General features: G+C 63.3%; 12 protein-coding genes. 11 read left to right on the top strand and 1 reads right to left on the bottom strand.

Going from position 1 to position 14,515, the window contains the following annotated elements:
- Positions 1-699 carry a glycosyltransferase family 2 protein gene (locus ACSU04_RS04795; RefSeq protein WP_439288599.1) on the bottom strand — a complete coding sequence of 233 codons (699 nt, stop codon included), beginning with the start codon at positions 697-699 and terminating at the stop codon, positions 1-3.
- A 67-nt stretch (positions 700-766) separates the two neighbouring features.
- On the opposite strand from ACSU04_RS04795, the gene ACSU04_RS04790 reads away from it, so the two are divergent.
- From ACSU04_RS04790 to ACSU04_RS04740, 11 genes are all read left to right on the top strand, one after another.
- Positions 767-1,957: a glycosyltransferase family 4 protein gene (locus tag ACSU04_RS04790; RefSeq protein WP_439288598.1), complete on the top strand. Its 1,191-nt coding sequence runs from the start codon at positions 767-769 to the stop codon at positions 1,955-1,957.
- Positions 1,958-2,037: 80 nt separating this feature from the next.
- Positions 2,038-2,649 (top strand): DapH/DapD/GlmU-related protein, encoded by a 612-nt coding sequence (locus ACSU04_RS04785; protein ID WP_439288597.1) that lies wholly within the window; start codon positions 2,038-2,040, stop codon positions 2,647-2,649.
- Positions 2,646-3,743: a DegT/DnrJ/EryC1/StrS family aminotransferase gene (locus tag ACSU04_RS04780; protein WP_439288596.1), complete on the top strand. Its 1,098-nt coding sequence runs from the start codon at positions 2,646-2,648 to the stop codon at positions 3,741-3,743. The genes ACSU04_RS04785 and ACSU04_RS04780 overlap by 4 nt, the downstream gene beginning before the upstream one ends.
- Positions 3,740-4,735 carry a Gfo/Idh/MocA family oxidoreductase gene (locus tag ACSU04_RS04775; RefSeq protein ID WP_439289424.1) on the top strand — a complete coding sequence of 332 codons (996 nt, stop codon included), beginning with the start codon at positions 3,740-3,742 and terminating at the stop codon, positions 4,733-4,735. Before ACSU04_RS04780 ends, ACSU04_RS04775 begins: the two co-directional genes overlap by 4 nt.
- Before the next feature lie 30 nt (positions 4,736-4,765).
- Positions 4,766-5,968 carry a glycosyltransferase gene (locus ACSU04_RS04770; protein WP_439288595.1) on the top strand — a complete coding sequence of 401 codons (1,203 nt, stop codon included), beginning with the start codon at positions 4,766-4,768 and terminating at the stop codon, positions 5,966-5,968.
- A 39-nt stretch (positions 5,969-6,007) separates the two neighbouring features.
- The gene (locus ACSU04_RS04765; RefSeq protein ID WP_439288594.1) at positions 6,008-7,792 is read left to right on the top strand and encodes an ABC transporter ATP-binding protein; all 1,785 of its coding nucleotides are present in this window, start codon (positions 6,008-6,010) and stop codon (positions 7,790-7,792) included.
- The gene (locus tag ACSU04_RS04760; protein WP_439288593.1) at positions 7,789-8,877 is read left to right on the top strand and encodes a glycosyltransferase; all 1,089 of its coding nucleotides are present in this window, start codon (positions 7,789-7,791) and stop codon (positions 8,875-8,877) included. Before ACSU04_RS04765 ends, ACSU04_RS04760 begins: the two co-directional genes overlap by 4 nt.
- Complete coding sequence (locus ACSU04_RS04755; RefSeq protein WP_439288592.1) at positions 8,874-10,010, top strand: glycosyltransferase; 1,137 nt, start codon at positions 8,874-8,876, stop codon at positions 10,008-10,010. Before ACSU04_RS04760 ends, ACSU04_RS04755 begins: the two co-directional genes overlap by 4 nt.
- On the top strand, positions 10,007-11,149 hold the full coding sequence (locus ACSU04_RS04750; protein ID WP_439288591.1) for a glycosyltransferase family 1 protein: 1,143 nt from the start codon (positions 10,007-10,009) through the stop codon (positions 11,147-11,149). The genes ACSU04_RS04755 and ACSU04_RS04750 overlap by 4 nt, the downstream gene beginning before the upstream one ends.
- Complete coding sequence (locus ACSU04_RS04745) at positions 11,149-12,375, top strand: glycosyltransferase (RefSeq protein ID WP_439288590.1); 1,227 nt, start codon at positions 11,149-11,151, stop codon at positions 12,373-12,375. Before ACSU04_RS04750 ends, ACSU04_RS04745 begins: the two co-directional genes overlap by 1 nt.
- A complete protein-coding gene (locus ACSU04_RS04740) occupies positions 12,372-14,495 on the top strand; it encodes a glycosyltransferase (RefSeq protein ID WP_439288589.1) in 2,124 nt (707 codons plus the stop codon). Before ACSU04_RS04745 ends, ACSU04_RS04740 begins: the two co-directional genes overlap by 4 nt.
- The last annotated feature ends 20 nt before the right edge of the window (positions 14,496-14,515 follow it).

The raw sequence follows: 14,515 nt of genomic DNA, 5'->3' as shown, positions 1-14,515 counted from the left end.
TCACTTCACCACCAGGTCGACGAGGATGTTCACTGCATTCAACACGCTCTGCCCCTTGGCTTTCGAATAGTCCGTGTAGAGAAGTTCAACCGGATACTCACGCCATGGCAGGCCGGTTCTGCTCAGCTCGAGCACGATTTCCGTTGCGTGCGCCATTCGATCCTGTTTCAGCTCGATGCGTTCAGCAGCGTCCCTACGGATGACGCGCAGTCCATTGTGCGCATCGGTCAATTTCAGGCTGGTCGTCATGTTCGAGACCCAGACGGCCGTCTTCAGGACGATGCGCTTGGCAAGACCGGGATTCGTCCGGTCATCCAGGAATCGCGATCCGAACACGATGGCGAGGTCATCCTTCCTCGCCAGCGCAACCATGGCCAACGCGTCCTCGATCCGGTGCTGACCATCCGCATCGAACGTGACGATGAATTCGCAGGACGGATGCCCCAGCGCAAACGTGATCCCGGTCTGTAGAGAGGCCCCCTGGCCAAGGTTGACCGGATGCTGGACGATTGTCGCGCCGGCGCGACGAGCAACGGCTGCCGACCCATCAGTCGAGCCATCATCGACGCAGACAACATGTGCGAAATGTGCCAGCAGGCTCGTGACGACACCACCGACGACCGACGCTTCGTTGTAGAGCGGAATGACAACCCAGGCATTCTGATCGGGTGAGGTGGATGCCGGGTGGCGCAAAGACATGGAACCATTGTGTCAGGTGTCTGCTTCGAGCCAGCACTGAAGCCCACCTGACCGAATCTGGAGAATCATGCGCGAACGACGTCCGACCGTGGCGATCGCCACGAGGCTTTATCCCCCGGAAGCGACCGCCGCGAGTTTTCGCATGCGTGCGATCGCCGACGCGCTCTCAGAAGACCATGACGTCACCGTGCTCACCACGACTCCGCCTCACGTCGCTGGTGCGCCGACCATGCACGCCGATGAGCACGGCGCGGTGACGGTACGCCGAGCTCCGGTCTTGCGCGATCGAAGCGGCGCCATTCGGGGATATTTTCAGTACCTCTCGTTCGACATTCCTGCGTTCTTCCGTCTGCTCGTCACGCGCGCCGATGTGATCGTCGCTGAAGCTCCGCCGACGACCGGCATGATTGCGCTGGTGGCGGCATGGCTCAAGCGCACGCCGCTGGTTTATTACCCCGGTGACGTCTGGACGGATGGCGTTATCGCGATGGGGGCGTCCGCGCCCGTGATCGCGATCATGCGCTGGATGGAATCACAGGTGCTGAAACGCTCACGTCGTGTTCTCTCGGTCTCACCAGAGGTGACGCAGCGACTCATCGCCCTGGGAGCGGAAGACGTGCGGATCACTGAAGTTGGTAACGGGATCGATACACGTGTCTTCAACACAGACGTGAATCCACGGAGCGTGGAGCGTGCCTACTTCGTCTACACCGGCACGATGTCGGAGTGGCAAGAGCCGGGAATTTTCATCCGTGCGCTCGCGCAGCTGGATCAAGAGGTGGACCTTCATTTCTTCGGGCAGGGGTCGGCAGAGGCGGGGCTACGCGCTCTGGCAGCAGAGCTCGCTCCCGATCGCGTTCATTTCGGCGGAGTCGTCAGCCCGGCGGAATCCGCCTCATGGATTCGCGGTGCGGCGGCTGCTCTGGTGAGCATCGTCCCCGGCATCGGGTATGACTTCGCGCGTCCGACGAAGACTTACGCAGCGGGCGCGTGCGGCACCCCGGTGCTCTTCGCCGGTGCCGCCACCGGCGGCCAGGTCGTACGCGACGGTGAGCTGGGAGAGTCTGTCGACTTCGTCACCGAGCAGGTGTCTGCTGCGATGGGACGACTCATCGAGCAGGCACAGTCGGGTCATACCGAGCAGCGTCGGCAGACGCGTGCCAGTTGGATCGACGAGAACTATTCGCTGGCTGCAGCTGGCGACCGGGCGGCGCGCGCCGTGCGCGCCGCGACAGGCACCACCACGGGCGGAATCTGAGCGGCGATTCAGGCGCCCAACGATAGACTTGGTGACCGTCGAGCATCCGTGATGTGCGGTGTCGGCACAAGGAGAGTTCTGTGACCACCCCGTCCCGTGTGCGGATTGCCGAGTCGGCTGATGTCTCGCCTGACGCATCTATAGGTGAAGGCTCATCGATTTGGCACCTCGCTCAGGTTCGAGAACAGGCGCAGCTGGGTGAGAACTGCATCATCGGTCGCGGCGCCTACGTCGGCACCGGCGTTGTCATGGGCGACAACTGCAAGGTGCAGAACTACGCGCTGGTCTATGAACCGGCGAGACTCGGCGACGGAGTGTTCATCGGACCAGCCGTCGTGCTCACCAACGACACCTACCCGCGTGCGATCAATGAGGACGGCTCGCAGAAGAGCGCTCATGACTGGGAACCGGTCGGGGTGACAATCAAGCGCGGCGCCGCGATCGGTGCACGTTCGACCTGCGTCGCTCCGGTGACGATCGGTGAATGGGCAACTGTCGCCGCAGGCGCGGTCGTCGTAAAAGATGTCCCCGCCTTTGCGCTGGTTGCCGGTGTTCCGGCCAAGCGCATCGGCTGGGTGGGTGAATCCGGTGTGCCTTTGACTGCCGGAGATACAGATGGCGTGTGGATGTGCCCAAGCAGTGGCGCACGCTACATCGAGACTGACGGAATACTGACCAAGGAGACCGTGTGAGCGATTTCATTCCCCCCGCGAAGCCGATCATCGGCGACGAGGAACGTGAGGCTGTCGATCGCGTTCTTCGCAGCGGCATGGTTGCCCAGGGGCCGGAGGTCGCGGCCTTTGAGCAGGAGTTCTCGGCGCACTTCGTTCCTGGGCGCGCATCGGTTGCCGTGAACTCGGGCACCGCAGGGCTTCACCTGGGTCTGCTGGCCGCTGGTGTGGGCGCGGGAGATGAAGTCATCGTTCCCTCGTTCACGTTCGCGGCGACAGGAAACTCTGTCGCGCTCACCGGCGCAACTCCGGTGTTCGTTGACATCGAGCCGGAGACGTTCTCGCTGGATCCTGAGGCAGTCGCTGCCGCGATCACTCCGAAGACCAAGGGCATCCTTCCGGTGCACCTTTATGGGCACCCCGCGCGCATGCGTGAGCTTGAGGTGTTGGCCGGTGCCCGCGGTGTCGCGCTGTACGAAGATGCTGCGCAGGCGCACGGTGCTGCCCTTGATGGACGACCGGTGGGCTCGTTCGGCGAGTTCGCGATGTTCAGCCTGTACCCGACGAAGAACATGACCAGCGGTGAAGGCGGCATGGTGACCGCGGCGACGGATGAGATCGCGCGTCGCCTGAGACTGCTGCGCAATCAGGGCATGGAACGGCAGTACGAGAACGAGATCATCGGGTTCAACGCCCGCATGACCGACATTCATGCGGCGATTGGTCGTGTGCAGTTGACGAAGATCGACGCGTGGACCAAGACCCGTCAGAACAACGCCGCATTCCTTGACGCGAACCTGCAGGGCGTCGTAGTTCCGGTGGTCGTTGAGGGTGCGGTGCATGTGTATCACCAGTACACGGTCCGGGTGCCGGAAGACCGCGACGGCTTCGTCGCCGCGCTCAAGAGCGAACACAGCGTCGGCGCAGGCGTCTACTATCCGATTCCGAACCACCGTCTGCCGTCATTGGCGCCGTATGCACCCGGTCTTGATTTGCCGGAGACCGAACGGGCTGCGCGTGAAGTGGCATCCCTGCCGGTGCACCCCTCGCTCAGCCAGAACGACCTCGAGCGCATCGTCGCCGCGGTGAACACCGTCGCGAAGGCAGGCGCCTGATGGCGTTGCGTGCCGGACTTCTCGGCGTTGGCATGATGGGCCGCCACCACGCCCGGGTGTTCCGCGAGGTCGAAGGTGTCGACCTCGTGGGTATCGCCGATCCTGGGGGCGACCCACACGGTGTCGCCGGTGATCTTGCGATCCTTCCCGACATCGAAGCGCTGATCGCGGTGGGTATCGATATCGCCGTGGTCGCGGTTCCGACACGTTTCCATGAGGATGCGGCGCTGAAGCTGGCCGCCGCCGGCGTGCACACGCTCGTCGAGAAGCCGATCGCACACACCCTCGAGGCTGGGCAGCGTATGGTCGATGCCTTCGCTGCGGCCGGTCTGGTCGGCGCCGTCGGACACATCGAACGCTTCAACCCTGCGCTGCAGGAACTGCGTCGCAGGATCGCGGCGGGGGAGCTCGGCGCGGTCTACCAGGTCGCGACCCGGCGGCAGGGGCCGTTCCCCTCGCGGATCGCGGATGTCGGTGTGGCCAAAGACCTCGCATCCCACGATGTCGACCTCACCGCCTGGGTGGTGCAGAGCGACTACGAGCGCATCTTCGCGCAGACGGCGTTCAAGTCGGGCCGCGAGCATGAGGACATGATCACGATCACCGGGCGCACCGCATCCGGTGTCATCGTGAACAACATCGTGAACTGGCTCAGCCCCATGAAGGAGCGCCTCACCGTCGTCACGGGGGAGAAGGGCGCCTTCGTCGCCGATACCTCCACCGGCGACCTCACCTTCTACGCCAACGGCACGATCCCGCTCGAGTGGGAGTCCGTCTCCAGCTTCCGCGGTGTGTCCGAGGGCGATGTCACGCGCTACGCGTTCGCTAAGCGTGAGCCGCTGCGGGTTGAGCACGAAGCGTTCCGTGACGCTGTGCTTGGCAAGGACACCGACATCGTGACAATGGAGCAGGGCCAGCGCACGCTGGCCGTTGTCGAGGCTGCGTTGGAATCTGCCCGCACCGGCGTCGCTGTTTCGCTGGCGACGGTCTAAAGGCTATTCGGAGACGATACCGACAGCGTCATGAGTAAGTTGCAACGGCTCAAACAGGTCGTCGTCGGGTCTCTTCCATTGCCTCTCGCTGAGCGGATGCTGCCGTGGAGACGTGCAGAATTCCGCGCGGCCGGCGTCACGAAGGTTGCTCAGGCGCCGCGATGCCTTCTCGTCGGACCGGTGAACTCTGCCGGGCAGGGGTATGCCTGGGCGAGGGCAGCAGAACGGCTCCCCGGCGTCGCAGCGGCCAACTTCATGTATCGCGGCGCCGGCGATGCCTTCCACTTCCCTGCCGATCACACGGTGTCGACCGCATATTTCGTGTCGAATCGGCGGTGGCAACGCGCACAGCGGCGAGCGATCCAGAAGAACTTCACCCACGTGTTGATGGAATCTGGTCGACCTCTTCTCGGCAACGGACCGGCCGGTGATGACCTCCGGGTGCTGCAACGAAACGGCATCGCAGTCGCCTTGCTCTGGCATGGGAGCGACATTCGAATCCCCAGTGTTCATGCTCGCACCGAGCAAGATTCTCCCTTTCGACACGGCTCTTACCCTGAGCAGGAGCGACTGGAGGAGATCGCCAGGGCGAACCACGCGCTGATGGCGTCACCTGGTATCCAGAGTTTCGTATCGACACCGGACCTGCTTGACTCCGCTCCCGGCGCTACGTGGCTACCCGTCGTCGTCGATCCGCAGCGGTGGGCCGCTGCGGCAACGGCTCTGCCGTTGACACGTAAACGACCGGTGGTCGTTCATGCGCCGAGCAGAGCCGGGCTGAAGGGGACTTCGCTTATCGCGGACGCCGTGCGAGCTTTGGATGCGGAGGGGATCATCGAATATCGCCAGCTCGTCGGCATTCCGGCAGCCGAAATGCCCGCCGTGTACGGCGACGCCGACATCGTGCTGGACCAGTTCTCGCTGGGCATCTATGGCGTGGCTGCCTGCGAGGCACTCGCCAGCGGGCGAGTCGTCGTGAGTCACGTTTCGGACGCGGTTCGCAGGCGGGTACGCGCGTTCACCAGCCGAGATCTACCGATCATCGAGTCGAGCGCGGCCGATCTGGAGTCGACGATTCGCCGACTCGTCACAGACCCGACGCACGCGCAATCTGTGGCGGTGACGGGACCAGCGTTCATTAGAGAAGTGCATGACGGCGCCCGCTCCAGCGCGGTGCTGGGTGCATACCTGGGGATCGCGACGCCTGACGCAGATCCCGGCATGGGAGACTGAAACAATGCCGACTGACCCATCCCGGGAGGGAAATATCTCATGAAGCTCATCGCGAAGACTTTTCGGGAGCTCATGGCTTACCTCCCCGGGGACGCACGTTCGTACCTTGTTCGGTACATCGTCGTCTCCTGCCTACTCACGGTGCTCGATATCGTCGCAATTATGCTGCTCGCGCTCAGTCTTGCTCCGATGATTGCCCGTGCACCCATTAATTTGCCGGTGGTCGGTACGATCAGCACAGACTCCTATATATGGCTCATTGGCGCCGTTGCGATTCTGATCCTGATTAAGTCGGTACTTCAGCTTCTTCAGCAGTGGTTCGCCACCCGGAGATTTGCAGAGTTCGAGCTCGAGATCGGTCGACAGCTTTTCGACAGCTACATCAAGGCACCCTGGACCTACCGTCTCGGACGGAACACTGCACAGATCGTCCGCATCGCTGATGTGGGAATCGCGAATGCGGTGAGCGGCTTCCTCCTGCCCATCGTTCAGCTCCCCGCGCTCACCGTCAGCTTCTCGCTGATCATCGTGATCATCATCATCGCGCAGCCGCTGACCGCGCTCATCACCGTGGTCTATCTGGGATTGATCATGGCGCTGCTGTACTGGGTGGTGTCTGGGCGAGCGATCCAGGCAGGACGAGTCTCCCGTGACTACTCGTTCAAAGTCGCGACGCTGATGACCGAGATGATGCAGGCGCTCAAAGAGATCACGCTGCGCAACAAAACCGGTGAAGTCGCCGATGTGGTGAACTACAACCGTTCGTTCAGCACGCGGGCACGAGCGAACATGAACTTCCTCGGGTCCGTTCCTGGATTCGTCCTCAACTCGGCCCTGGTCGGCGGATTCGTGATCATCGGCGGCATCGGATATGCCATCGGTGGCATGGACGAGGCTCTCGCGGGAGTCGCGTTGTTCGCAGTCGCCGGGTTCCGGTTGGTTCCCTCGCTCACGGGTTTCCAGTCGATTGTGACGACCACATCAGCAAACGTGCCGCATGTGCAGGCAGTCATCTTCGATATCCAGGTATCCGCCAAATACATCGAGGTCGCGGAGACTCTGGGCCAGGACGAGATTCGGGAGTCGCCACGGACCTTGACTCTCGAGGGCGTATCTTTCGGCTATCCCAAGCACGAGGATACGCCTGCCGTACATGACATCGATCTGCAGATTCCGATCGGGAGCTCGTTGGCGCTGGTCGGCTCGTCCGGCGCGGGAAAATCCACTCTTGTCGATGTCCTGCTGGGACTGCTCGTCCCGCAGCAGGGCACGATCTTCTTGGATGACCAGAATCTTAATGATGTCCTCGCTGACTGGCGCTCTCGAGTGGGTTACGTTCCCCAGGATGTCTCCCTCTTCGACGGCACGATCGCACAGAACGTCGCACTCTCATGGGACGACAGCGAGATCGATTTCGATCGAGTTCGCACGTCGCTGGAGCGCGCGCAGCTCTGGGACACGATCGAGAATCGTGATGGTCAGATGCGCGGTCGCATTGGCGAACGTGGGATGTCCCTCTCCGGCGGTCAGCGCCAGCGTCTCGGAATTGCGCGCGCGCTCTACAGCGATCCGCTTATTCTCGTCCTCGACGAAGCCACCAGCGCACTCGACACGAAGACCGAGTCGAAGGTCACTGAAGCCATTCGCGGGCTGAAGGGGCAAGTCACCATCGTCTCGGTTGCACACCGTCTCTCGACGATTCGGGACAGCGATCTCGTCTGCTTCATGCAGGACGGCACCATCGCCGACCGCGGCACGTTCGACGAGCTCGTCGAGCGGGTTCCGAATTTTGCGGAGCAGGCCCAGCTGGCTGGACTGGCGTGAGCAGCCCGCTCGTCGAACTTGTGATCGCCTGCCATGACGAGCGACGCCCGCTGGAACGCGCAGTTGCTTCCGTACTGAAGGATGCCGATGTCCGCGACCTCGTGCGCGTTACGGTCGTCGCACATGGGATTGATCCAGAACCGCTCCGTGAACGTTTGGCTGGTATTGCAGGTGATACTCGCGTGCTGGCATTCGCAGACGGCATTCGCAGCGCCGCCGGCCCGTTCAACCATGGGTTGGCGCACGTTGAGGCAGAGTACTGCGGTGTGATGGGCTCGGATGATTTTCTCGAGCCTGGCACGATGCGCGCGTGGGCGCAGCACGTTGCGACGGAGCGACCGGATGCGGCGATCGCACAGATCCGGTTGCAGGGCGAGACGATCATGCCGAACCCGCTGGTTCGCCTCGGTCGACGGCGCCGGCTGGACGCGGCGAAGGACCGTCTGTTTTACCGCACAGCACCGCTCGGGCTGATTCGTACGGCCCGAATGCGTGAGCTGGGCCTGAGTATGCGTGAAGGCATGCGCGTAGGCGAGGACTTCGAATTCGGCATTCGACTGTGGGCACAGGGCGGCCGGATTGACTTTCTGGGTGGGCTCGGCTCCTACGTAATCGGTCAGGATGCGGTGGAGCGTACAACGTACGGCGCGATGACGATGCAGGAGCGGCTCGAGCCGATGGTTCGGCTTCTGGACGATGGTGTCTTCGATGACCTCACACCCGCGCAACGTACCGCGCTGGCGGTCAAACTCATCCGCGTGAGTGTCGTTGGTACCGCGCAGGCGCTGGCCGAGGAGCTTTCAGACGCGCAGACGGCCGAACTTGCTGACCTCCAAAAGCGACTTTTGCGCGTTGCGCCTGCGGCAATCCTGCCCTTCAATAAGCAGGACCGCGCGGTTATTGACGCTCTACAGCGCGAATCTGTCGTGGCGTCCGCCGTTGCCTCCGCCGTCATACAAGGGCGTGGCGCTGGCAGAGCGCGGCGTTGGCTGACTCCCGATATTCTGCACAGCTTCGCGAGGGAATCGACCCTACGGCGCTATGCGCTGTACTTCTGTAAGCGTGAGAGAAAGAGGTCGCGGTGACCGAACGCCCGACGATGTTGATCCTGTCGTACTCGCCGATTGTTGGTGACGCGCGCGTGCTAAAGCAAGTGGCCCGCTTCACGCAAAGGTTCGATGTCACGACTCTCGGATACGGCGACACTCCGGACGGCGTCGTCGAGCATATCTCGATGCCTCGTGACGTCCGGTACAACGACCTCGATGGCAAGCTCATCACTCTCAAGCGCTATCGACAGGTGTACTGGCGGCTTTCTGCGGTGAAGTGGTCCATGGCCGCCCTGAAGGGGCGCAAGTTCGACGTCATCATTGCGAACGACGTGGAAGCAGTCCCCGTCGCGGTGAAACTGCGTCCGAAGCGCGGTGTCCTCGCAGACCTGCACGAGTACAGCCCCCGCCTGCATGACGATAACCCGGCGTGGTTCCAGCGCATCACCCCATGGTTCAACTGGGTTGTGCAGCGTTATGTCACTAAGGCCACGGCGTGGACGACAGTGAGCGAAGGGCTCGCCGCGGAGTATAAGCGGAACTTCGGGTTCACCGCTGAGCTTGTGAGCAATGCGACTCCTTACCACGAACTCGCACCCACCGCGGTGTCCAGCCCGATTCGGCTGGTGCACAGCGGCGCGGGGCTGACGAATAGACAGCTGCATCTCATGGCAGAGGCCGTTGCGACCGCTGACGCCGATGTGACGCTCGATTTCTACCTCACGGCGAATCACCCGGCGTATCTCGAGGAACTTAAGGACTATGCCGCGACCACCGACCGCGTGCGCGTGCTGGACCCTGTGCCGTATTCCGAGCTCGTCGAGACCCTGAACGCGTACGACGTCGGCGTTTTCCTCCTGCCACCTATTACCTTCAACTATCGTCATGCGTTGCCGAACAAGCTTTTCGACTTCGTGCAGGCGCGACTGGGGATTATCGTTGGGCCCTCGCCGGAGATGGCTGCCTACGTCACAAATCACGGTCTGGGGGACGTGGCAGAAGATTTCACTGTCGACGCTCTCCGCGACGCGATCGAGCGGCTCACTGTCGACGCCGTTGCGTCGTACAAGCAGCATGCCGCCGATTGTGCTGCAGAGCTGGCAGGCGAACGTCAGGTAGAGAAGTGGGATCGCATCATCACGGGCATTATGCAGGGGAAGAAACGGTGAGCAGGCCGCGGCTGCTGATCATTTCGTTCTCGACGATCTCGTCGGATGCGCGCCTTCTCAAGCAGGTACACCGAATGTGCGCCGACTTCGAGGTGCATACCCTCGGGTACGGCGATACTCCCGACGGTGTGGCCGGCCATTTCCGTGTTCCGGACGCGTTCCCGATCTGGCGTTACGACCGTGCATCGCTGATTCTGCGTCGGTTCCGTAAGGCGTACTGGAGCAACCACGCGATCGCCTTCGCCGAGAATGCGCTGCAAGGGACGCGGTGGGATGCGATCATCGCCAACGACGTGGATGCCGTCGGCCTTGCCCTCGCGCAGGAGTCTGTACATGGTGTGCACGCCGACCTGCACGAGTACGCGCCGCGTCAGAAGGAGGATGTTCTGAAATGGCGTCTCTTCGTCGCACCGTTCATTCGCTGGATGTGTAGACGCTTCGTCGTGAAGGCGAGCTCAACCACGACGGTCGGGCAGGGAATCGCAGACGAGTATGCGCGCGTCTACGGCATGCGCCCGGGAGTCGTGACGAATGCGGCACCATACTCCTCATTGGGTGCGACTCCGGTCGACGATCCCATCCGACTCGTCCATTCAGGTGCGGCGCTGCGGGATCGCAACATTCTCGCAATTGTCGACGCCGTTGAAGCAACCGATGCTGACGTGGATCTCGCGCTCTACCTCACGCCAAACGATCCGGCGTTTCTCGCTGAGGTGCGCGCCCGCGCGGACAACTCTCCCCGGATCACTTTGCACGATCCGGTCCCGTATGCTCAGCTCTCGGCGACGCTGAACTCATACGATGTCGGCATCCATCTGCTGCCACCCGTGAACTTCAATAACACGTGGGCGTTGCCGAACAAGTTCTTTGACTATGTGCAGGCCCGGCTCGGCGTCGTGATCGGCCCATCGCCAGAAATGGCGCGAGTGCTGGGAGAGCGCGGATTCGGCGCGGTCACCGATGGGTTTGACGTGTCCGACCTCACCCGACTGCTCGACGATCTCACTGCAGAGAAGGTCGCGGCATGGAAGCATGCCGCGAACGATGCTGCTGCGGACCTCTCCGGCGAGACCCAGGTCGAGATTTGGGCGCAGGCCTTGCAAACGCTGATACACGCTCCGGCGCGAACGGAGAAATGATGACACGTCTCCTGCTATTCACGAATGAGTACCCATATCGCACCGGCGATGTGGTGTTCGTGGAGAAGGAGATCGAGGCGCTTGCTGCGGCATTTGACGACGTTGTCGTCTTCTGTCACGCACGGGATACCTCTGCGGGGATGGTCGAGCTTCCCGATGGCGTGCGCTACGGCGGAAACCTGTTCGAACCGGCTCCGGAAGATGCACCGCGCCAACTTCTCGAAGTGCAGGCGATCGGTCAGTTCCTCGCAGCCGCCTGGCGCGAACTGTGGACGGGGCGTTTGCTGAGGCATCCCAAACTCTTTGTGCTGGGGGTCAAAGTCGGCATCACCCAGGCGCATCGTGTCGCGGTACGCCAGGCGATCGCCGGATCCGACGATGTCGTCGCCTACGGATTCTGGGCGATGGGTGGCGGCCTCGGCCTGCCCTGGCTGCGCGGCGTGCGTGCGCGTGTCGCGCGCGTGCACGGCTACGACCTGTACGAGGAGCGCGCCGTGAGCGGCTATCTGCCGTACCGCCCCTACTACTTCTCCCGCGTCGATCGCGTGCTCACGATCTCAGCCGACGGCAAACGCTATCTGGAAGGTCAGCACCACGGCATTGCAGCCAAGACCACAGTCAGCAGGCTTGGCGTCTGGGGGCCAGCGGAGTTCACCCGGCCCGCGCAAGCCGAGACGATCACAATCGTGTCGTGCTCGTCGGTGAGCCCGATCAAGCGCGTCGACCTGATTCGCCGCGCCGTCGGAGCAATGGCTCAGAGCCGACCCGAGGCAAAGCTGCGGTGGGTGCACTTCGGTGAGGGGCCGCTGTCTCAGGAGTTGACGGAGGCCGTCGACGGCATGGATCTCCCTCGTGTGACCATCGAGTTGCGCGGACAGACGGCGAACATCGACGTCCTGGCGTTCTATCGTCAGGAGCGAGTCGACCTGTTCGTGAACGCGAGCACCACGGAAGGCGTTCCGGTCAGCATCATGGAGGCCATCGCCCACGACATCCCGATCGTGGCGACCGCTGTCGGGGGTACACCAGAAATCGTCGGGGACTCGCAGCGCACGGGGATGTTGGTGGCTGCGGACGCGTCCGCGCGGCAGCTCTCCGACGCGATGGGTGAGGTGCTCGACGCGCCGGAGAGCCGTTACGCCCCACGAGAGACGTGGAAGCGCGACTACGACGCCCGCCGGACCGCGCAGACCGCGGCCGACCTCATCCGAACGGCGGGGCGATGAAGATCCTCGTTGTGACGACCTGGCTGCCGACAGCTGGGCACCCGGAGACCGGGGCATTCGTGGCGCGCGACATCGAGATGTTGCGTGCCGATCACGATGTCGAGGTCCTCCACCTCTCGGCGAGCACTGAAGACACGAGCGTTGACTTCCCTGTGACGCGTGTGCCGATGTCTCCGTCGAATCCGCTGAGCATTGCACGCGCCGCTAGGGTCATCGCTGCACGTGCGGCAGCAGCCGATCTCATCCACTCGATGGCGGCATCAGCGCTCCTGCCCTTCCGTAACTTGCGCCTGAACCGACCCTGGGTGCACACCGAGCACTGGTCGGCGCTACTGGCGCCGTCGACGGCGCCGCTCGTTGCGCGCGCGGCGCTCCCGCTCACGGCGCGCTTGCTCGCACGTCCCGATATCGTGATCTCCGTCGGCCATGACCTTGCCGCCGCCATCGCTCGGCGCCGTAGTGGCCCGACCGTAGTGATCCCGAACGCGGTGATCCGGCCGGAAGTACGGCAAGAACGTCCGGCGAGCGACAGCATCACGCTGGTCGGTGTCGGTGGGCTGATTTCGCGCAAGGGCCCGGACATCGCGATCGGTGCGCTCGCAGATCTGGTCGCCCGCGGCGTCGACGCCAGACTGATCTGGGCCGGCGACGGACCCATGCGCGGTGAACTGTCGCGGCTTGCCGAATCGCTCGGCGTCACCGACCGATGGGATCTGCGCGGGCGAGTCGCGCCGGAGACAGTACCCGACGTCGTTGCCGAAGGTGATGTGTTCGTGTTGCCGACGCAGATGGAGACCTTCGGGGTCGCGATCGCTGAGGCGCTCGTGGCCGGCCGGCCGGTCGTTGTCGGCGCCTCGGGTGAACAGGCTTCTTTCGTAGCCGAGCCGGATGGTGTTCTCGTCGCAGAGCGGTCCGCCGGGGCCTTCGCCGACGGCATCCAACGCGCCATCGCACTGAACGAGGGGCGGACGGCTGCCGAGATTGCCGAACGCGCGACGCAGATCTTTGATCCGGAGATTCGCCGACGCGCGACCGCGGATGCCTATGCAACCGCGCGTGGTGCGGCACCGACGGCAGACGTGGAAGTCGTCATCGCCGCGCACGATGCCCGGCGACGGGTCGACCGTGCCGTGTCCTCCGCCCTGAGCTCCATGACGGTGGCTCGTGTCCTCGTGATCTGCCACAACGTCGACATCGAAGAAATGGCGGCATGCCTCGGCGCGGTCGCCGAAGATGAACGCGTCGTGCTCGTCGCCTTCCGCGACACCGTGCGCAGCCCGGCTGGTCCGTTCAACGCCGGCATCGAGCTGTGCACGGAAAAATTCATCGCCATCATGGGCTCCGATGACGAACTGACGCCCGGAGCAATCGATGCCTGGCGGCGGACGGCGTCAGAGACGAGAGCGGACGTCATCATCGCACCCCTGCGGCATGCCGAAGGAGCCCGAGTGCCGACGCCGCCGACGCTGCGGCACCGCGGTCTGCGCGGCGCACGCGATCGCCTCGCCTATCGCACCGCCCCTCTGGGCCTATTCTCTCGAGCACGCTTCGGCGGACTGCGCCTCACTCCCGATCTGGCGACGGGGGAGGATCTCGCTTTCACAACACGGATGTGGTTCTCCGGAGCATCCATTGTTCGCCACCGGGCGGTAGGGGAGTACTTGATCCATGACGGGGAAGATCGCGTCACGTTCACTGTCCGGCCCGTCCACGAAGAACTACGCGCCGTCGAACTGCTGCTGATAGATGAACACACCCGTGCGATGTCCGCAACGGATCGTACGGCGCTCGCTGCCAAACTCTGGCGCATTTCCATCTTCGGTGCGGTGCACTACCGAGTAGGACGATGGGCTGCTGATGACCGTGCGGCGATGAGCCGCCTCACGCACGACCTGCGCGCGTTTGCGCCGGCCGCGCCCGGACTGCTCTCGCGAGCGGATGCCGCACTGATCGACGCGCTGGCAGACGAGCAGGAGACGAACGAGCGTATCGACAATCTGTCCCGCGCGCGTCGGCGCTTCTTCTCGCCGGCGGCCTTACTGCCGGCTCAGCTCAGCCGGGTGTTCGCGCGCGAGGCGCCGCTTCGCTTCGCCTTCGCAACCTGGTGGTCTCTGCGTTGATGCTCGGGAAGCATCCGTAG

It is taken from the genome of Microbacterium sp. A84, assembly GCF_051842815.1.
In the GTDB taxonomy this organism is placed as follows: domain Bacteria; phylum Actinomycetota; class Actinomycetes; order Actinomycetales; family Microbacteriaceae; genus Microbacterium.
Note: the sequence above shows the minus strand (reverse complement) of the source record. Positions and strands in the feature narration are given on the sequence as shown.

Coding starts and splice junctions, on each gene's coding strand:
- ACSU04_RS04795 (WP_439288599.1), bottom strand. CDS start 699: ATGTCTTTGCGCCACCCGGCATCCACCTCACCCGATCAGAATGCCTGG.
- ACSU04_RS04790 (WP_439288598.1), top strand. CDS start 767: ATGCGCGAACGACGTCCGACCGTGGCGATCGCCACGAGGCTTTATCCC.
- ACSU04_RS04770 (WP_439288595.1), top strand. CDS start 4,766: ATGAGTAAGTTGCAACGGCTCAAACAGGTCGTCGTCGGGTCTCTTCCA.
- ACSU04_RS04765 (WP_439288594.1), top strand. CDS start 6,008: ATGAAGCTCATCGCGAAGACTTTTCGGGAGCTCATGGCTTACCTCCCC.
- ACSU04_RS04745 (WP_439288590.1), top strand. CDS start 11,149: ATGACACGTCTCCTGCTATTCACGAATGAGTACCCATATCGCACCGGC.
- ACSU04_RS04740 (WP_439288589.1), top strand. CDS start 12,372: ATGAAGATCCTCGTTGTGACGACCTGGCTGCCGACAGCTGGGCACCCG.